This is a genomic window from Sorangium sp. So ce367, assembly GCF_051520455.1.
Lineage (GTDB): Bacteria > Myxococcota_A > Polyangia > Polyangiales > Polyangiaceae > Sorangium > Sorangium cellulosum_B.
Genome location: NZ_CP150334.1, coordinates 6,662,483 through 6,682,130 on the forward strand (window position 1 = coordinate 6,662,483; position 19,648 = coordinate 6,682,130).

Below are 19,648 nucleotides of genomic sequence, written 5' to 3' on the forward strand. Positions count from 1 at the left end.
TGTTCATCAACCTTGGCCCCCTCGCGCTTCGTTCCGTTCACGCTCTGATTTGCGCTCCGGGGGGCGCCCCTGTGCTCCCCCTCCTCCGCCGCCGCGATCCTGCGCGGGGCCGCGGGCGACGAGGCCCTCGGCGTCCGTGGGGGCGTCGCCGCCGCGCTCGGCGTGCTCGGCCAGCACCCGCTCGTCGGTCTCGCCCACCGAGCGCAGCCAGCGCGCCGCAGCCCGGTGGCCGGCGGTGCGATCGCCGTCCGTGAGCATCCCGTAGGCGGCGTCGCGCACGAGGGCGTGACGGAACGTGAGCTCGTCGTGCCCGGGGTAGCGCGACACGCCGCGCCGGGCGACGAGCTCCTCCGAGAGCAGGCTCTTGAGCCAGCGGTCGAGCGACTCGGCCGAGGTGCCGGCGCCGAGCAGCTGCCGCACGCCGTCCGGCCAGAAGCTGCCGCCGAACAGGCTCGCCGCCCGCAGCGTGCGCCGCGCCTCGGCCGGCAGCGCCTCGATGCGCGCGTGCATCAGCGCCACGACCGTGGGCGGCATGTCGCTCCGGCCCTCCGCGCGCGCGCGCATCAGCTCCTCGAGGAAGAAGGGGTGGCCGTCGGCGTGCTCGACGAGCCGCGCCACCTCGGGCAGCGAGAGCTCCTCGCCGAACACGCTGCGGACGAGCCGCTCGGCCGCGCGCTGGCTGAGCGCGCCGAGCTTGATGTGCTGCACGCCGCGCGAGCCCCAGAGGCCGGGGAACGTCTCCATCACGCTGTGGCGCGCGAAGCCGAGCACGAGGAGCGGGCGATCCGAGAGCGCCTGGAGCGCCTCGTCCAGCACCGCGACCGAGGCGTGATCGCTCCAGTGCATGTCCTCGAGCACCACCACGACCGGCCCCTCGCCGCAGCGCGCGGCGAGCCACTCGAGCACGGCGCGGCGGGCCTGATCGCCCATGGCGACCGCGTCCCCGCGGGCGGCGCGCGGCTCGGCGTCGGGGTCGTCGAACGGCGTGCCCGCGATCTCGCCGAGGTACCAGGCGACGCGCGGGGCGTCGTCGGCCGGCGCGGGAAGGGCCCGCGCGACGTGCTCGCGGATCTTGGCGCGGCGCGCCTCGAGCGCCTCGCCGGGCAGGCAGCCGGCGGCCGCGAGGACGATCTCGCCCAGCATGCCGAACGGCGCGCCCGCGCCGAGGGGGTCGCCCCGCGCCACGTAGACCGAAGCGCGCGCGTCGCGCTCGCGCACGGCCCGGATGAGCTCGCAGCGGAGGCGCGTCTTGCCGATGCCGGCCTCGCCGAGGACGAGCGCGGCGCGCGCCACGGGCTCGTCGGCGCTCTGCTCGAAGAGGCCGCGCAGCGTCGCGAGCTCGCGGTCGCGCCCGACGAACGAGGTGACGCGGCCGAAGAGCGTGCGCTCGGGCTCGGTGCCGTCGCGCTCGCCCATCAGCAGGAACGAGGGACCGTCGCCGATCACCTCGAAGCGCGGCGCCGCGAGCCCCGCGGTGACCTCGTCGATGCGCACGTCGCCCTCGGCCTCGCGGAGGCGGGCGACCGCGCGGTCGATCACGTCGCCCGCGGGCAGGCGCTCGCCCACCTGCGCGCGGCCCGTGGCGAGCGCGACCGGGCGCCCGGGCAGGCGCGCCTTCAGCGCGAGCGCGCACTGCGCGGCGCGCGCCGCGAGGTCGAAGGCGGCCATCGTGCCGGCGCCGCCGCGGCCGGAGAACACCTCGTCGGTCTGCGAGGACAGGAGCACCATGCGCGTGCCGCCCGGGAGCCGCACGCGCTCGCCGCCGAACGCCTCGGCGAGGTCCCCGACGATGCGCTCGACGCCGCGATCGCTCGCCGGCTCCGGGTCGGCGGCGCCCAGATCGACGAGGACGACGCTGACGAGCCGCCGCTCGTCGTCCGTGACCGACGCCGGCGCGCCGTCCGCGCCCGCGCTGGACGCGCGCGCGAGCAGGGCGCGCGCCTCCGCGAGCGCGGACGCCGCCGCGCGGCCGTCCGCGGGGCGCGCCGCCGGGTCCTTCGCCAGGAGGCGCGCGGCGAGCTCGTCGAGGAAGGGCGGCACGTCCGGGCGCCGCTCGACGAGGCGCGGCGCCTCCTCGAGGAGGATGCGGCACACCTCGGCGAGCGGGTCGTCGGCCGCGAAGGGGCGCTGCCCGGCGAGGCACTCGAAGAGCAGGACGCCGAGCCCGAAGACGTCGGCGCGCGCGTCGACCTCGACGTCGCCGCGCGCCTGCTCGGGCGCGACGTAGCCGAGCGAGCCGACGAGCGAGCTGGCCTCCGTGACGAGCGAGGTCGACGCCGCCGCCCGGGCGACGCCGAAGTCGAGCAGGACGACGCCGTCGACCCTGCCGTCGCGCAGGAGCACGTTGCTCGGCTTGAGATCGCGGTGCGTGATCCCGATCGCGTGGATGGCGGCGAGCGCCTCCGCGATCTGGTGCGCGACGAGCAGCGCGTCGGCCACGGGGAGCGCCCCGTCCTGGAGGCGCGCGTCGAGCGTGACGCCCTCGAGCCACTCCATCGCGAGCCACAGGGCGCCGTCGTCGCCCGTGCCGTGCGCGATGTGCTGCACGATGAGCGGGTGCTGCACGGCCTCGAGCATGCGCGCCTCGCGCCGGAAGCGGGCGGCGAGCTCCGGGGGCGCGACCTTGAGCGCGACGGGGCGCCCGGTCAGCTGATCGATCGCCCGGTAGACCGTGCCCATCCCGCCGGCGCCGGCAAGGCGGTGCACCTCGAACCGGCCGGAAACCAGCGTGCCCTCGCGCATGGTGCCAGCTTATCCGAGAGCTCCCGTCAGGTGCGCGGCGCGAGCGCTCGGTGGTGACGGTCCAGGGTGTTTGTTGTACGCTGTGCGCGCCGACACGCACCGACACGCGCCAACACGCGCCAACACCGAGAGCGCCGCGCCGCCCGCACAGGACGCCCCCCCAGGGTCGCCGGCTCGGCCGATCGAAGAGGGACCCCCGATGAACCCCGGACAGCAGGTGACGAGCACGCTCAGGCTGGCGCGCGAGCTCGGGAAGGGGGCGATGGGGAGCGTGTGGGTGGCCGATCACCTCGCGCTCGGGACGCAGGTGGCGGTGAAGTTCATGGCGCCGGCCTACGCGGACCAGACCGGCTTCGTGGAGCGCTTCCGGCGGGAGGCGATGGCGGCCGCGCAGATCAAGAGCCCGCACGTCGCGCAGGTCTTCGACCACGGCGTCACGCCGGACGGGGTGCCGTTCATCGTGATGGAGCTGCTCGAGGGCGAGGACCTCAAGAGCCGCATGCAGCGGCTGGGCGCGCTGCCGCCCGTCGAGGTCACCACGATCGTGTCGCAGACGGCCAAGGCGCTCGGCCGGGCCCACCAGGTCGGGATCGTCCACCGCGACATCAAGCCGGACAACATCTTCCTGCTCGACGTCGAGGGCGAGCTGTTCGTGAAGGTGCTCGATTTCGGGGTGGCCAAGCGGGTCCAGGGCGAGCTCGGCATGACGTCGACCGGGAGCGTGCTGGGCACGCCGCTCTACATGAGCCCCGAGCAGCTGCTCAGCGCGAAGCACGTCGACTTCCGCGCGGATCTCTGGGGGCTCGCGGTGGTCGCCTACCACGCGCTCACCGAGCACGTCCCGTTCCGGGGCGAGACGCTCGGCGCGCTGTCGGTGGTGCTCCACACCGGGATCTTCACGCCGCCGAGCGAGGTGAGGCCGGAGCTCTCTCCGGCGATCGACGCCTGGATGAAGAAGGCGCTGGCGCACGATCCGGCGGCGCGCTTCTCGTCGGCGCGGCAGATGGCGGAGGCGCTGGAGCGCGCGGTCCTCGGGATCGCGCGCACGGCGTTCACGACCGAGCCCTCGTCCGCGGGGGAGCGACCCCTCCACGGGAGCGCGTCGCAGCCGGTGCTGTTCGGGGAGCCGACGCCGCTGCCGCCGGCGCCGGGCGCGCGGCTCTCGACGACCGGCACGCCGCCGTCGTCGGCGCCGGGCGCGCGGCTCTCGACGGATGGCGCGCCGGGGCGGACGCTCGCCGGCATGGCGACCTCGGGGACGGACGGGGCCCGGCGGTGGGCGCCGGCCATCCTGGCGGCCGCGCTCGCGTTCGGGGCGCTGGTGGCGGCGGTCGTCTTCCTGGCAACGAAGCAATCGCCCACGGCCGAGGTGACCCCCTCGTCGGAGGCGCCGGCCCGGCAGGCCGCGCCCGTCCCGGCGCAGCCGGTGGTGCCGGCGCCGGCGAGCGCCGCCGCGCCGGTGCCGGCCGAGCCGGCGAGCGCGACGCCCGCGGCCGAGACCGCGCAGCCAGCGGCCACGGCGGCGACCGCGCAGCCGGTGGCCACGGCGGCGACCGCGCAGCCGGCGGGCGCTGCCCGCACCGGCGCGGCAGTAAGGCCGGGTGCGACGGCGGCGCCGCGCGGCACCTCGGAGGGGCGCGGCCGCCCCACGCCGCGGGAGGCGTCGACGGGCCGCCCGACGGGGACGAAGCCGCCCGCGCCGGTCGAGGACACGATCGGCTTCTGACGCGGCTCCGGCCTCATCGCGCACCGGCCGCCCCGGGCGCCCATGTGCGCGGCCTTCGGACGACCTGGTCAGACGGAGCCCGTTGAAATGGGGCGCTCGCGCCGCTCGACGGCAAAAGATGGAATCAACCGCGCTGGCACGGGCGATGTCGACATCGGAAGGTGAGGCCCACGGGGCGCACTGCGACATCCCGCCTCGCTCCTCCAGCGGAAGGGGCACAGAAATCGGCGCGAACGCATCGAGGCGTGAGAATTCCGGATTGGCACAGAGCGTGCGGTATCCGTCGCCGGGGCCCAGAGCGGGACGCGCTCAACGCGAAGGAGGTCTCTTCCATGGAGAAGCTCGTAATTGGCCTGGTGCAGACGCACGACGAGGCGGAAGCCGCGGCGGAACGCATCATCGACTGCGGCTACACACGACAGGAGGTCAGCCTGCTGATGACCGAGGCGACACGCGACAGGTGCTTTCCGAGCCCGGACGTGGCGCCGCCGTCGAACACGTTCGGCGCCGCGGTCGCGATGAGCGTCGTGGTCCCCGACCTCGGGTTCGTGGTCGCCGGGCCGCTGGCCGCGGTCGTGGCCAGCGCGGTCGGCGCCGGGATCACGGGCGGCCTGCGCGAGATCCTCATCACCGCGGGCGTCCCGAGGCACTGGGCGGAACGCTACCAGGCCGGCGTCCGGCAGGGCGGGATCCTGGTGAGCGTCTTCGCGCGCAGCGAGCGAGACGTCGGCCTGCTCCATCTGGTCCTGGACGACCCGCACATGACGTCGTTCCACACGGAAGCCCACCGGCACCACGTGTACGACACGTCGTTTTGAGCCGAGGCGCGCGTCGCGAGGCAAAGCGCCTCACCCCGGCACGCGGATCCCACGCCGGAGCGCGGGCTCAACCCCCGAGCGACCTGAGCCGCGCGCGCAGCATGAGCGCCCCGATGAGGTCTTCCTCCGCGTCGCTCCGGCGCGACCAGCCCAGCGAGAGGTAGCGCAGCAGCTCGCCGAACGTCGGTCCGGCCGGCGCCGCGCTCGTGCCGCCGCGGACGACCCAGAGCTGCTCGCCGTCGGCCCCGAGCGCGACGACCGACCGATGGGCCGCGCCGCCGCCGAGCGCCGAGCCCGAGATCCGCGCGATCGGGTAGAGCTGCCGCGCCGCCGCCGCCTCCCAGCCGGGCTCGCGGTCGTGGCCGAGGAGCTCGCCCTCGCGGAGGAAGCGCAGCGTGCCCTCGATGGAGCCGATCGCGAGCTCGCGGTAGAGGTCCTCCGGATCCGCAGGATCGGCCCAGTCGTACGCGCGCACGAACGCCGCATACGTCGCCGGCGGGGCGACGCCGCGGACGGGCGGCGGGGACGCGGGCGCGCCGCGGCCGTCTTCGCGGCGGAGCACCCGGTTGAGCCGCGCGACCTCGTCGGCGATCGACCCCGGCCCCGGCGCGACGAGGTGCACCTGGAGGCGGCGCTCGGGCGCGAAGAAGCCGCCCATGAGCGCGCCCAGCACCGGGGCGCCCAGCTCGGCCGCGAGGAACGTCGAGCCGCGGTGCGGTCGGATCGCCCGGTCCATGGCTTCGCGCTCCTCCGCCGCGGTCGCGCCCTCCGGCAGGTCGACGTCGACCTCGACGATGTCGCTCCGGTCGGGCGCCTCCACGCCGGCCTCGACGCCCTCGTCCCCTTCCCTCACGAAATGGCGGACGAACCCGCTCGCCTCGAAGCGCCAGCCGTCGTCGTGGACGACGTCCTCCGAGAACACGAGCGCGAAGACCGTGGCGCCGGGGTGGCCGAGCTCGGCGGCCGCGTCGAGCACGGCGACGGGCGGAGAGAGCTCGTCCTCGAAGAGCTCGGCGAGGTGGTCGAGCTCGTCGTCCCCGCCGCCGGCGGGCTCGCCGCTCGAGTAAAATGCGGCGGCGTGCCCGGGCACGCCGGGGAGCGGCGCGATGAACAGGCGCGGCGAGGCGACGTCCCAGCCACCGAGCGCCACGGCAAAGCCCTGGGACAGCGCGCGGTCCGGGATGTCGGCGGGTCGAAAGATCAACGCAGCGAACGTGGTGGCCATGGGGCGCACAGGGTAACCCGATCTCCCGCCCGCGGCCGGCGTCCGTCGCGCCCAGCGGGCGTTCATGACCGCTTCCTCAAGTTCTTCGTGATCCGGGGCGCAGGAGGCCGTCACGGCAGGCGGCCCGCGGCGGCTCGCCGGCGAGCCGCCGCGCTCCGCGGGGGCCTTGGACGCGGCGCGGCGCATCGGGTAGAGGAGACACCATGCTCGGAAAATCCACCCTGTCCGTCGGTGAGACAGCCCCTGATTTCAGCCTGCAATCGCAGAAGCGGGAGACGGTCAAGCTCTCCGACTTCCGGGGCAAGAAGACCGTTGTCCTGTTCTTCTATCCCAAGGACGACACCCCTGGATGCACGGCGGAGTCGTGCGCGTTCCGCGACCATTACGATGCGTTCGCGGAGGCGGGCGCCGAGGTCCTCGGGGTGAGCGCCGACTCGGCGGGGTCTCACCAGCAATTCGCCGACAAATACCGCCTGCCCATGACGCTGCTCAGCGACCCTGGCGGGGAGACCGCCGCGCGCTACGGCGTCAAGTCGCTCTTTGGCCTCCTCCCGGGCCGCGTGACGTTCGTCATCGATCGCGACGGCATCGTTCGACATGCCTTCTCCTCCCAGCTCCGCGCGACCCGCCACGTCGACGAGGCGCTCGCGGTCGTGAAGCAGCTCGAGGCCTCGCGCGGCTGACGCGCGGCGCCGCGCCCGATCTCCCGGCCAGCCACCGTCGTTGACGCCCCCCGGAGGGGCATTATGGACACCCCCAGGGCGGGGCCATCGCACGCCTCCGCCGGGGGAGGCGACGATGAACCATGGATTGAGGACCACAGCGACGCTGCGGACCGCCGCGATGGATCCGGCCCGAGCGGGGGCCGCGTCGGACACGCTGCTGCTAAGGCGGGTGGTGCTCTCGACGGGCGGAGTCGGATATTTCGAGCACGAGGCGCGCGTGCGCGGCGACGCCGAGCTCCGGCTCGAGGTGCGGCTCGATCAGGTCGACGATGTGTTGAAGAGCATCGTTGTCTATGACGATCGCGGCGTGACGGGGAATATCACGCTTCCCGGGAGGGAGCCGCTGCGCGATCTGTTCCGCGAGCTCCCGTTCGACGAGGGCGCGCTCGAGTCCGAGGCCGCCCTGCTGAACGCGCTCCGCGGCGCCGAGGTGCGGACGCGAGGGGCGCAAGGGGCCATCGCCGGGCGGATCGTCGCGGTCACCACGGCGCAGGCGGCGCTGCCGCACGGCGGCTCGGAGGACCGACACCGGCTCTCGCTGATGTCGGAGGGCGCGCTGAGGCAGGTCGTCCTGGAGGAGCTCGAGAGCGTGGAGCTCGTCGAGGAGCGGCTGCGGCAGCAGGTCGGCGCGGCGCTGGTCGGGCTCTCGAGCCGGCGGGAGCGCAACCGCCGCGAGCTCGTCGTGCGCACGGCCGGCGAGGGCGAGCGGGTGGTCCGCGTGGCCTACGTCATCGAGGTGCCGCTCTGGAAGACGACGTATCGGCTCACGGTGCCGGAAGACGCGCAGACGAAGACCGGGGCGCTCGCCGGGTGGGCCGTCGTCGAGAACCAGAGCGGCAGCGACTGGCAGAACGTGGACTTCACCCTGGTGTCGGGAGACCCGGTGACGTTCCGCCAGGCGCTCTACGAGATCTATTACGTGGCCCGGCCGGAGGTGCCCGTCGACGTCGCCGAGCGCGTGCTGCCGCGGCTCGACGAGGGCGCCGCGGGGCTCGCGGCCAGGGCGGCGCGGCGCATGGGCTACCGCGCCGGCGGGGGCGCCGACGAGGCCCGCGCGCCCGCCCCGGCGGTCACCGTGCCCTCCGAGAAGGTCGAGCCGGAGCCCGCGGAGGCGGCGACGCAGGTCGTGTTCCACTTCCCGGCGCCGCTCACGATCGCGAGCGGGCAGACGGCGCTCCTCCCGATCGTCCAGCGCGAGATCCCGGCAGAGCGGCTGTGGCTCTATCAGCCGGAGGCGAGCGCGCGCAGCCCGCTCGCCTCGGTGCGCCTGAGGAACGACGGCGACACGACCCTCCCGGCCGGCGCGATCACGGTCTACGAGCGCTCGAGCCGGGGAATCGTCACCTACGTCGGCGACGCGCGCCTCTCGCCGCTGCCCCCGGGCGAATCGCGGATCGTGAGCTTCGCCGTGGACCGGAAGGTGAGAATCGACCGCGAGGAGCGGGGCGAGGAGGTGTTCTCGCGCGCCACGATCCAGGGCGGCATGCTCGAGATCGTCAGGACCGCCCGCAAGGTGACGGTCTACACGATCGTGGGCGCGGCGCGCGAGCCGCGCGCCCTGCTCATCGAGCACCCGCGCATCGCCGGCTGGGACCTCGCCGAGCCCAGGGAAGGCGTCGAGGCGACGCGCGACCGCTACCGCGTCCGGCGCGAGGTCGCCGCGGGCGAGACGGCGCGCGTGACCGTGGCGCTGGAGCAGCCCATCTCGCACACGGTGGCGCTCACGGGCCTCTCCGGCGAGCAGCTCGAGGTGGTCCTGTCGTCGCGCGAGATCCCCGAGGCGCTGCGCGCGGCGCTCGCGCGGCTCGCGGAGCTCAGGGCCGCGCTCGCCGAGAGGCAGCGCGCGCTCTCGGCCCTCAAGTCCGAGATCGAGGCGCTGCGCGCCGAGCAGGCGCGCGTGCGCGACAACCTCAAGGTCGTGCCTCCGGGGAGCGCGCTCCACGAGCGCTACCTCAAGACGCTGGGCGAGCAGGAAGACCGGATCGCGGCGGTGTCGGCGAAGCTCCCGGGCGCGCGGGAGGCGGTGGCCAGCGCCGAGCGGGCGCTCGCCGAGTACGTGCGCGGCCTGTCGCTCACGACGTAGCGAAAAGCGGAGGCGGCGCTCTCCCGCGCGGCCTCCGCCCCCCTCCTGCGCGGTTGAATGCCACCCACCTCGAGCAGGCGCGACAAGTCGAAGGTTCCGGCGAACGCCGCAACATTCCGTCGCGAACCTCTGAATTTTTGCGATGCGAGCTGCACCCCACGGAGCGCCGGGCGCGCTGCGCGACAGGCCGATGGGTTCGCAGGAGGCTCGCTCGCGAGAATCGAGGAGGGTATGGGCTCAAGCAAGGTTCCCTGGGCTGGGTGGCGCTCCGCGCGATGCGTGGCGCTGCTCTGGATCGTCTATCTGATATGCGCGCTCGGCTGCGCGGCGCCCCCGAGCGAGGCGCTCGACGTCGAGGCGCTGGAGGCGCAGTTCGCGGAGCGCGCCCGCGCCGCGCTCCGCGGCGACGACGCGCTCGTGCCCACCCCAGCGGGCTTCGAGCTCGCGGCGAGCCCGTCGCGCGGCGGCCTGACGCTCGCGTTCCCCGCGGACGGGAGCGGCGCCATGCGGTTCGACCTGCCGGGTGGCCTCGGCATCGAGGTGCGCGAGCGCGGCGCGCTCGGTGAGGTCCAGAAGATCGGCGCTGCCCTCGCGTACCCGCGCGCGGGCGGCTTCGCGCTCTGGACGGCGCAGCGGCACGGCGCGGAAGAGTGGCTCTGGTTCCCCGACGGTGCGCCCGCCGCGGGACCTGTTGCGTCATGGCAAGTCGAGGGGGCGCGCCTCCGCCGCCGCGGCGCGAACGTGGAGGTCCTCGACGCGGCAGGAGAGCCGCGGATCATCGTGGCGGCTCCCGAGGCCTATGCGTCGCCGCTCCAGCGCATCCCGACGCGCCTGGAGGTAGAAGGCGATGAGATCTCGCTCTGGGTCGAGGAGACGGGCTCGCCGCTCCTCGTGGACCCGTCATGGACCGTCACGGCCGCCTCCGAGGCGACGCTCCGCCACGAGCACACCGCGACCTCGCTGCCCGACGGCAGGGTGCTCATCACGGGCGGGCGGCGATGGCTCAGCTCGTCAGACCAGTACCACCTCGCCAGCGCGGCCATCTACGATCCCGCGCTCGATGCGTGGTTGCCCGCTGCTCCGATGAGCCAGCCGCGGTCGGCTCACACGGCGACCCTGCTCGCCGACGGCAGGGTGCTGGTCACGGGCGGCGCCATGACCGGCGCCGCGTGGGTCGCCACCGCGGAGCTCTACGATCCGACGACCGACTCGTGGACCCCCGCCGCGACCATGACCTCGGAGCGCTCCGGACACACAGCGACCGAGCTCGCGGACGGGCGGGTGCTCGTCGCCGGGGGCGCTCCGGCTGGCGCCGCACCAGCTGCCGCCGCCGAGCTCTACGATCCCGTGTCGGACGCCTGGACGCCGACGCCCGCGGCGCTGGTCGTGCGCAGGGAGCACGCGGCGAGGCGCTTGCAAGACGGCCGCGTGCTGGTCGCCGGAGGCAGGATCATAGGAGCCAGCGTGGTGTCGAGCGTCGAGATCTACGATCCCGCGACGGGCGCGTGGACCCCGGGGCCCAACATGCTCCGCGCCAGGTGGATGCTCACGGCGACCTTGCTGGAGGACGGTCACGTGCTGGTGACCGGCTATGACTGGGATTCCGAGGCCGAGACCTACGATCCGGAAGCCAACACATGGACGCTCGCGAAGAACAAGATGAGCTTTCGGCGCGGCTGGCACACGGCGACGCGGCTGTGCGACGGGCGGGTCTTCGTCTCTGGCAATCAGCCGCCCGATCTTTACGATCCGAGCACGCGGACCTTCTCGACAGCGCCCAGGAGCGAAGTGAGCCGCGGCAGCGCCACGGCGACGCTGCTCTCGGATGGACGGGTCCTCCTGGTCGGCGGGACTTCGACCGCGCCGGGCGCCGAGATCTATGACCCGTCGGTCGCGCCCTCGGGGACGCAGCTCGGCCCCCTGAACGCCTTGCGGAATTACGCGAAGACCGTGGAGCTGGAGGACGGGAAGATCCTTGTCGCGGGCGGCAACGCCGGTACGAAGACAACCGAGCTCTACGATCCGTCGAGCATGACGTTTTCCCTGGCGGCGCCTCTGAGCTTCGAGCGGGCTCTCCCCGACCTGACACGCCTCGCCGACGGCAGGGTGTTGATCAGCGGGGGCCGCTTCGATGATTCCGAGACGGATCTGTACAACGAAATCTACGACCCGGCGGCGGATGCCTGGACGCTGGCCGCGCCCGACGAGGAGCGTCGATCCAACCACACGGCGACGTTGCTCGGAAGCGGCGACGTGCTCATCGCGGGAGGCGCGGTGATGGATTACCCGATGGAGCCGTTCCGCGTCCGCAGGACCGGATCGGCCGCGCTGTATCGTCCAGCCGACGACACCTGGGTCACCGTCGAGCCGATGAAAGCAAGCCGGGCGGAGCACGCGGCGACGCTGCTGAACGACGGCAGGGTGCTGGTCGTCGGCGGGATACAGGGATTCGACGATTTCGACATCTCGACCGCGGAGCCGATCGCCAGCGCCGAGATCTACGATCCCGCGACCCGGCGCTGGTCTCTCGTGGCGCCCATGACGGTGCCTCGGGGCAAGCCCACGGCGACGCGGCTCCTGGACGGTCGCGTGCTCGTCGTCGGGGGAGCCGCAGAGACCTACGACCCGGTGACGAACGTCTGGACTCCCACAGGGTCCATGAGCCAGCTGTCGGGTGTCAGTCATGTTGCCACGCTGCTGACGACAGGCGAGGTGCTCGTCATCTCAGGGACGACGGCGCAGATTTACAGCCCCGCGACGAACTCCTGGACAGCTGCGCCGTCGACCTTGCTCTCGCACGGCTTTTCCACGTCCGCGCTCCTGCCGAGCGGCCATGTCCTCATCGTCGGCCCCAACAGGGACGCGGAGCTGTACGATCCTCGATGGCACGGCCCCGGGGACAACGGCTGCAGCACGGGCGCTGGCGGAGAGGGCGGCGCTGGCGGCGGTGTTCCCGGTGCTGGCGGCGCTGGCGGCGCTGGCGGCGCTGGCGGGAGTGAGCCTGGAACTGGCAGCGCTGGCGGCGGTGATTCCGGTGCTGGCGGCGCGGGCGGCGCCGGCGGCGGTGAGCCAGGAACTGGCGGCGCTGGCGGCGGTGATTCCGGTGCTGGCGGCGCGGGCGGCGCTGGCGGGGGCGAGCCGGCAACTGGCGGCGTCGGCGGCGGTGATTCCGGCGCTGGCGGGGGTGAGCCAGGAACTGGCGGCGTCGGCGGCGGTGATTCCGGTGCTGGCGGCGCTGGCAACGCTGGCGGGGGTGAGCCGGGAACTGGCGGCGTTGGCGGCGCTGGCAGCGGAACGTCCACGACTGGCGGCGCTGGCAGCGGTGGATCCGGGACCAGCGGCTCCGGCGGCGCCGGCGGCGGTGAGTCCGGTTCTGGCGGCATGGGCGGCGCTGGCGGCGATGTCGCTGGTGCAGGCGGCAGGGGCGGCGATGCTGGCGCCGGAGGCGAGGGCGGCGGCTCGGCGAGCGGAAGCTCGACGAGCACCACCGCCGGCGCTGGCGGCGATGGCGGCTCGGGGACGGCGACCGCATCCAGCAGCGCTGCCGGCGCCGGCGGCGATGAAACCCCGGGTCCGACGAGCACTTCGAGCGGCCCCGGAGTGGACGAGCCGGCAGACACTGGCTGCACCATGGGGCAAGGGGCGTCCGGCAACGGCGCGAGCGCCTTCTACCTCGCTGTGATGGGGGCCGCTCTCCGGCGGAGGCTCCGCCGCTCCAGGGCGGCAATCCCGCGGTGAACTCCGATCGCCGGCTGCTCCCGCTGAACTGAACAGCGCGGCCCGCGCCCCGCGCGTTCCCTGCCGCGACCGCGGCGCCCGTGGAGCTGAAGCTCCGCGTCCACCTCGGCTTTGGGTCGATCCCGGCGGTGCAGGCGCTGCGGGATGTGGAGCGGCTGATCTGCGAGTCGCGCCAGGAGATCGCGGCGCGCGAGCCGTAGCGCCGAGGCCCGAACGGGCCAGGGAGATCCCATGGCCCTCGCTCCGCCGAGCAGGCCTATCGGTGGCCCTCGCGGGCATCCTCGGCGCAGCGGGCGCCGCGCCGGTAGTCGGCCAGGGCCTCCAGGTACAGCGCGCTGAACCGATCGGTGGAGAAGGGATTCTGGCTGGTCACGAGGTTGCAATCCCGCTGCGCGTAGGCGCTCCCGGGGAATGCGGCCTCGTGCTCGTAACCGTGATCCTCGAGCTGCTCGCCGATGCCCCGGACCTGGGCGTCGGCCCCCATCACGAAGGTCTCGATATAAAACTCTTCTAGCGACGAGACCGACGTCACCGTCCGACCGCTGAGCGGATGCGGCTCCCGCATGCGCGTGAGCACCGCCGGCGCGTGGCAGATGAGCCCCACGGGCTGGTGTTTCGCGCCAAAGTGAGCGAGCAGCGCGTGCAGATCCGCGTTGTCGAGCAGGTCGACCATCACGCCCTGTCCGCCGGGAACGACGATGCCGTCGAACGAGTCGGCCGCGGCGCGCGCCGCCTTCAGGCTGAGCGGCGCGCGGACCTCCGGGGCGCGCTCGACGAAGCGCTGCGCTCGCGCGCGCCGCGCTCCGTCTCCCCAGTACCGCTCGTCGAGGCTCTCCGGGTCGATCGCCGGGGCGGCGCCGCCGTCGGTCGCGAACACGACCTCGTGCCCCGCGCCGGTGACGGCCAGGTACGGCTCGTAGAACTCGCCGAGGAAGGTGCCGGTCGCGCGCTTCGAGCTGTCGGCGAGCGTCTGCTCTCGCGCGGCGCTGAGGACGAACAGGATCTTCCCTCTGGGTCTCTCGGCCGCCGGGCGCTCGGGGAACACGGGGTGGAGCTTCGGCGCCGCCGCGCCGCACGCGACGAGCGCCGAGCCGGCGAGCACGACCGCGAGGCCCGCGATCAGCGCCGTCCTTCGGGCCGCGCCGCGCCGCGCTCCGCGGCGCTCCGGGCCGCGCGTGGGTTCCGTCGCTGTGCGCTCGCCGTCTCGCTTGGTTCGTTCCGTCGTCATGCGGGAGACCATGACCAGCGGAGCGAGATCGCACCTTGACCTAGGTCAAGAAGCAGCGGACCTGGTCGCCGCGCGCTTCAGGCGGCTCAGGGCCTCGGGTGTGATGCCGAGATAGGCGGCGATGTGGTAGTCGGGCACGCGCCGCGCCACGGCCCCGTGCTCTGCGAGGAACCCGCGATAGCGCTCGGCGGCCGGATCCATCAGCAGCGACGCCTCGCGGCGCACCTTCTTCAGGTACACCCGCTCGACGATCCGGCGGCTCACCCGCTCCCAGTAGATGTCGCGCTCACAGAGCTCGCTCAGCCGCGAGTAGGGCGCGACGAAGAGCTGCATCGGCGTCAGCGCCTGGATCGTCAGCCGGGCGGGCTCCCTTGTGATCAGCGCCTCCAGCACCGACATGAAGTCCGGCGCGGAGATGAACCCCTTGTTGAACTCCTTCCCATCGCTCCGCGTGTAAAACATCCTCGCGATGCCGGAGTTGACGAGCGCCACCGAGTCGCTCGCCTCGCCCGCCCGCACGAACGCCTCGCCCTTCCTGAGGCTCTTCCCGTGAAAGAGGGCGGCGAAGGCGTCGAAGTGCGGCGCCGGCCGGGCGTCGAGCGCGGAGATCATGCGCGCGAGCGCCGCGACCTGCTCCGCGCGCGAGAGCTGCACCATGGCAGGGGAGCCTAGCACGGCGCTCCCGGAGCGCGTCTTCCGCTCGCCTGCGCCCGCATCGTGACGGGCCGAGTCGCATGGGCTAGATCACGGATGCATGAACCAGTCGTCGGTCACGGCGGTCCTTGTCGGCGCTTGCCTTCTCGTTGGCTCCGCATCGGCGCAGGCGGACGGCGTGCCCCCCGCAACGAGCCCTCCCCCCGTGGTGTATCCCGCGGAAGGTTGGCCCAATGTGGGGCGCCCTGGCGACCCGGTCGTGAGCGTGGGGGGCCTCTTCAGCTATACTGGCCGCGAGAACGCCGATGACGCCGTGGGCGCCGGCGTCGAGGGTAGCCTCGCGTGGTACGGACAGCGCTCGTTCGCCTGGATAGGCGCCGTCGTGCAGGCGCAGCTCGTCGCCGACCGACCGGTCCACGAGAGGTTGGCGCTCGGTTTCCAGGGTGGGTTCGGCCCTGTCGGCGCGGAGCTCTCGATGTACACAGAGGGCTCGGGCCGGTCGAACGCCCGGACGTATGGGGCGCAGATCGTCCCCTTCATCGCGATCCCCATCGCCTACGCGGGCTTTCGACTCGCCCTTCCGTTCGACTGGGGAGCTGGCGCGACGATACCTTCCTACGGCACGGAGTACGGGTTGGTCATTGGCTTGAAATTCCCGATCAACCCGAGAGCCTTTGGACATAGTCTTCATTGAGCCGGTTCACAGCCCCGTACGCCGGCCACGCCGTTCTCTGCCAACGCCGCTGGCCCGCGGCCGCTCTCCGCTCGTCGAGCATCACCTCGGCGGCGACGAAGATCGCCTCGGCCTGCTCCTTGGCTGGACACGCCCGCCTGGTGCGCGGCCCCGCCGCCCGTTGCTCCTTCGCTACAACGAGGTATCCGCTCCGCGGCCACCTGATGTCTGAAGGCCGCAGCGCTGAGGCTCGAAAATCTCGCTCACGCCCCTCGCGGAGCGGCCCGCCGGTGTGATAAGGCTGGCCGCCGGGGGGCAGATCCAGCAAGGCGTGTCGCGCATGCGCCTTGCACGGACGCCCCCGCGAGCGGCGCATACGTCGTCAGGAGGCTTGAGATGGACGAGAGGGTTCAGCGGTACGTGGACATGGGGGTAGCGCTCGGGGTGAGCGTCGGCGGGAAGATCGTGGGCGCGATCCTGGTCTGGGTCATCGGCCGCATGATCATCCGGGGGATCCTGTCGATGATGCAGCGCAGCTCCGCGCTGAAGAAGCTCGACACGACGCTGGCTCATTACCTGGAGTCGGCGGCGTCCGTGCTGCTGAATATCCTGCTCGTCATCGCCGTGCTCAGCGTCTTCGGCGTCGAGACGACCACCTTCGCCAGCCTGCTCGCCGCGATCGGCATCGCCGTCGGCATGGCATGGTCCGGCCTCCTGTCGAACCTCGCGGCCGGCATCTTCATGATCCTCCTGCGCCCCTTCAAGACCGGGGATTACGTGACCGCCGGCGGCGTGACGGGCACCGTTCACTCGATCGGCCTGTTCGCGACCACCCTCGACACGCCCGACAACGTCCGCACCATCGTGGGCAACAACAAGATCTTCAGCGACACGATCCAGAACTTCAGCACGAACCCGGTCCGCCGCGTCGACTGCACCGCGCAGCTCGCCCACGGCGCGGATCACGAGGCGGCGATCACGCGGCTCAAGGCGCACCTGGCGCTCATCCCCAACGTCGCGAAGACCCCTGCGCCCAGCGTCGAGATCCTGGATTTCACGCTCGCCGGGCCCGTGCTGGCCGTCCGGCCCTTCTGCCACACCGATCATTACTGGGACGTCTACTTCGCCACGACCAAGATCATCCGCGAGGAGCTCGGCAAGCTGGGGCTCCCCGTGCCGAGCCAGCACGTGCACATCAACCAGCTCGCGGCGGCGCCTCCCCACCGCGCCGCGGGCTCGGAGATTCACCCGACGGCCTGACGCGCTGTCGACCGCGCGTCGGCCGCGCGCGCGGCGGCGCGCTGCTCGGCAGCCCTTGAGGCCGGCGGGCAGATCCTCTACGCCCGGGCGGCGCGCACGCCGCTGGCGCGCCACCGCACCATGCACCCCGAGGAATTCGTACCTTCCGCCGCCACGCTCAGGGCGATCGCCACCGCCATCATCATCCTCGCCGCGGGCGGTCTCGCGAGCAAATGGGCGTACCGGTTCGCCGTCACGGCCCTGACCAGGACGCACCTGGATCAGGCGCTCGCGCGGTTCCTTTCGTCGATGCTCCGCTACACCGTGCTCGCGGCGACGTTCATCGCGTCGATGGAGACGGTGGGCATCCACACGACGAGCCTCGTGGCCGTGGTCGCCTCGGCGGGGCTGGCGGTGGGGCTGGCGCTGCAAGGGAGCCTGAGCAACTTCGCGAGCGGCGTCCTCATCCTCTTCTTCAAGCACTTCCAGCTCGGGGACAAGGTCGCTATCGGGAGCCACAAGGGCATCGTCGAGGACATCGGGCTCTTCAACACCACGCTGGTGTCGACGGACAACGAGAAGATCGTGATCCCGAACGCCGCGGTGACCAACGGCCCGATCGTGAACTACTCGGATCGAGGGCTGCTGCGCGGCGCCGTCACGCTCACCGTGGAGGGCCGGCTGCGCGATCTCGAGCCGGCGATGGAGGCCCTGGTGCGCGCCGGCAAGCGGGCCAGCGGCGTGGCGCGAGACCCGGCCCCCACCGTCTTCCTGACCGACATGGAGGACGGCTCGCTCGACCTCACGCTGACGGCCTGGTACAGCGCCGTGGAAGAGGACGGGAGCATGCACAACCTCCGCGTCGCGGCGCTCGAGGAGCTCGACGCGGCCGGCGTCAAGCTGATGAACCGGACACAGCTCGTCCTCCATCAGCGGAGCAAGGGCCCGTCCTAGTCAGCCCGGGCGTGGGGTCGAGCGGGCGAGGCGCCGAGACGACGCCGTCGAGGCCCTTGCGCCCGCGCTGGCCGGAGAGCATGGTCGCTGCATGAGCGTCGAGGAGCGCGTCGCGGCGGAACGGCTTGTCCTGGCGGCAAACGAGGCCTTTTACGAGGCGTTCCGCGCCGGGGATTACCAGGCGATGTGCCGGGTGTGGGCCGAGCGGGCGCCCCTGGCCTGCGCCCATCCCGGCATGGAGGCGCTCTCGGGGCGCGCCAGCGTGCTCGAGAGCTGGAGCCAGCTCTTGCGCCAGACCTCGCCCCTGCGCATGCGCTGCCAGGGCGCCTCGGCGCACCTCTTCGGGGACTTCGCCTTCGTCACGTGCTACGAGGCGAGCGGCGACGAGCCTGCACACCTGTGCGCAACCAACGTGTTCGTCCTCGAAGACGGGCAATGGAAGATGGTCCACCACCACGCGGGTCCGCTCTCCGCGCCGCGGCCCGAGCGGTGGGCCCCCGCTCGCTCCCGGCTCATGAACTGAGCGGCTGGCCGGGGCCGGGCGGCTGAACGGTTCATTCACGCTCCTTGGTTCGAGTCCTCAAGAATGGCCATCAAACACGATGGCCCTCGATCGTCGACTGGATGGGGGGCCATCCAGCGACGAGAGGCGTGCATCAACAACCTCGGCGAGCACGAAGCCCGTATCTACCCGCGCGACACCGGCCACCGCACGCAGGCGAGCACGGCCTCAGGGGGCATGTGGGCCGTGCGCCATCGATCGCTGGTCACTGCTCGGCGGGAGCTCTCTCTCTGCAATCGCCCGGAATCGAGCACACACCCCGTGTACCGGACGTCGATCTTCGTTCTGGTCACTCGCCAGGATGTCGTGTGTTGTATCAAACCTAAGCTATCAGGCAGAGCCGATGCGCGCAACCATGCGACACCGCGACTCCCGGGCTCCGCTGGGTCGAACCGTGGTGGGCACAGCGCCGGAGCCTGACGGATGTCCGTCCGTTTCGGCCGAACTTCATGGTCGGTCGCCGAGGAGCGGTCGCCACGCGCACTCCTCCGGCAAGAGCGTCCAGATGACGTCGGCGCTCGGACGAAACGCGATCTCCCGCAGGACGCGCGGGGTCGAGATGCGATCCATCCTGAACATTCGCGGCTCGTTCTTTCCCGTGTCCAGGGCGAGCACGTACCAGACAGGGCTCTGGATCAGGAGGCCGTGCGGCTCGACGCGTCGCCTCGACGTCCTCCCCTCGCGGTCCTGGTAGTCGAACCCGAGGCCGACGCCGGCGGAGAACGACTCCTCGAAGAGCCTCACCAGCTCTGCAGGGGGCGCCCCGGCTCCGGCGCGCACTGGCCCGCTCGCCGGATCGCCGACGATGACCCTGCGGCAGAGGGCGCGCAGCTCTCGCGCTCGTTCAGGAGGAAGGCTGCTGAGCAGCTTGGCCAGCGCGGAGCTGGCGGCGTCGCTCCACGGAAGGTCGCTCGCGGCCTGAGAGAGGCGCGCGGAGAGCCAGAGCGTCACGATCTCGGCGACCGAGAGGTGCACGGCGGTCACGCCCCGGCCGGCGTCGAGCCGGATCCCCCCGCCGGGGCCGGACTCGCCCTCGATGTTGAGGCCGCGCTCCCTCAGCGTCGCGAGGTCCCTGCGCACGGTCCGGGCGCTGACCCCGAGCGCGGCGGCCAGCTCGCCGACGGTCGTCGCTCCCCGCGCGCGAAGCAGGTCGGAGAGCTCCATGACGCGGACGGCGCGCGACATATGGTGACAGAATCTGTCAGGGTCTCACGCTAGTCAACGCCCATGTCCAACCTGACGAGAACCTGGCCAATCGGCCTCGTCGTCCTCGCACCGACC

General features: G+C 72.7%; 14 protein-coding genes. 9 read left to right on the forward strand and 5 right to left on the reverse strand.

Annotated features, from left to right (window positions below):
- Positions 1-6: 6 nt before the first annotated feature.
- Positions 7-2,742: a protein kinase domain-containing protein gene (locus WME97_RS25160; RefSeq protein ID WP_437540681.1), complete on the reverse strand. Its 2,736-nt coding sequence runs from the start codon at positions 2,740-2,742 to the stop codon at positions 7-9.
- Between the two features lie 199 nt (positions 2,743-2,941).
- On the opposite strand from WME97_RS25160, the gene WME97_RS25165 reads away from it, so the two are divergent.
- Both WME97_RS25165 and WME97_RS25170 read left to right on the forward strand, forming a co-directional pair.
- On the forward strand, positions 2,942-4,468 hold the full coding sequence (locus WME97_RS25165; RefSeq protein WP_437540683.1) for a serine/threonine-protein kinase: 1,527 nt from the start codon (positions 2,942-2,944) through the stop codon (positions 4,466-4,468).
- 332 nt (positions 4,469-4,800) lie between these two features.
- Positions 4,801-5,286, forward strand: a complete 486-nt coding sequence (locus WME97_RS25170) for a hypothetical protein (protein WP_437540685.1) — start codon at positions 4,801-4,803, stop codon at positions 5,284-5,286.
- A 67-nt stretch (positions 5,287-5,353) separates the two neighbouring features.
- Here the strand turns inward: WME97_RS25170 and WME97_RS25175 are convergent, their stop codons facing one another.
- Positions 5,354-6,511, reverse strand: coding sequence for a hypothetical protein (locus tag WME97_RS25175; RefSeq protein WP_437540687.1), 1,158 nt, complete (start codon positions 6,509-6,511; stop codon positions 5,354-5,356).
- Between the two features lie 203 nt (positions 6,512-6,714).
- On the opposite strand from WME97_RS25175, the gene WME97_RS25180 reads away from it, so the two are divergent.
- From WME97_RS25180 to WME97_RS25190, 3 genes are all read left to right on the forward strand, one after another.
- Positions 6,715-7,194 carry a peroxiredoxin gene (locus tag WME97_RS25180; RefSeq protein ID WP_437540689.1) on the forward strand — a complete coding sequence of 160 codons (480 nt, stop codon included), beginning with the start codon at positions 6,715-6,717 and terminating at the stop codon, positions 7,192-7,194.
- Between the two features lie 115 nt (positions 7,195-7,309).
- The gene (locus WME97_RS25185) at positions 7,310-9,319 is read left to right on the forward strand and encodes a DUF4139 domain-containing protein (protein WP_437540691.1); all 2,010 of its coding nucleotides are present in this window, start codon (positions 7,310-7,312) and stop codon (positions 9,317-9,319) included.
- A 231-nt stretch (positions 9,320-9,550) separates the two neighbouring features.
- Positions 9,551-13,057 carry a kelch repeat-containing protein gene (locus tag WME97_RS25190; protein WP_437540693.1) on the forward strand — a complete coding sequence of 1,169 codons (3,507 nt, stop codon included), beginning with the start codon at positions 9,551-9,553 and terminating at the stop codon, positions 13,055-13,057.
- 256 nt (positions 13,058-13,313) lie between these two features.
- On the opposite strand, the gene WME97_RS25195 is transcribed toward WME97_RS25190, so the two are convergent.
- Together WME97_RS25195 and WME97_RS25200 are read right to left on the reverse strand one after the other, a co-directional pair.
- Entirely contained in the window at positions 13,314-14,285 is a 972-nt protein-coding gene (locus WME97_RS25195; protein WP_437540695.1) for a DJ-1/PfpI family protein, read from the reverse strand.
- A 45-nt stretch (positions 14,286-14,330) separates the two neighbouring features.
- Complete coding sequence (locus tag WME97_RS25200) at positions 14,331-14,942, reverse strand: Crp/Fnr family transcriptional regulator (RefSeq protein WP_437540697.1); 612 nt, start codon at positions 14,940-14,942, stop codon at positions 14,331-14,333.
- 262 nt (positions 14,943-15,204) lie between these two features.
- Between WME97_RS25200 and WME97_RS25205 the strand changes: the two genes are divergently transcribed.
- The 4 genes from WME97_RS25205 (at position 15,205) to WME97_RS25220 (ending at position 18,328) form a co-directional block, all read left to right on the forward strand.
- On the forward strand, positions 15,205-15,633 hold the full coding sequence (locus WME97_RS25205) for a hypothetical protein (protein ID WP_437540698.1): 429 nt from the start codon (positions 15,205-15,207) through the stop codon (positions 15,631-15,633).
- A gap of 375 nt (positions 15,634-16,008) precedes the next feature.
- The gene (locus tag WME97_RS25210) at positions 16,009-16,872 is read left to right on the forward strand and encodes a mechanosensitive ion channel family protein (protein ID WP_437540699.1); all 864 of its coding nucleotides are present in this window, start codon (positions 16,009-16,011) and stop codon (positions 16,870-16,872) included.
- A gap of 120 nt (positions 16,873-16,992) precedes the next feature.
- Entirely contained in the window at positions 16,993-17,805 is an 813-nt protein-coding gene (locus WME97_RS25215) for a mechanosensitive ion channel family protein (protein WP_437540701.1), read from the forward strand.
- Between the two features lie 91 nt (positions 17,806-17,896).
- Entirely contained in the window at positions 17,897-18,328 is a 432-nt protein-coding gene (locus tag WME97_RS25220) for a nuclear transport factor 2 family protein (RefSeq protein WP_437540703.1), read from the forward strand.
- Between the two features lie 486 nt (positions 18,329-18,814).
- Here WME97_RS25220 and WME97_RS25225 read toward each other — a convergent pair whose 3' ends face one another.
- Positions 18,815-19,552, reverse strand: coding sequence for a helix-turn-helix transcriptional regulator (locus tag WME97_RS25225; RefSeq protein WP_437540705.1), 738 nt, complete (start codon positions 19,550-19,552; stop codon positions 18,815-18,817).
- Positions 19,553-19,648 lie beyond the last annotated feature (96 nt).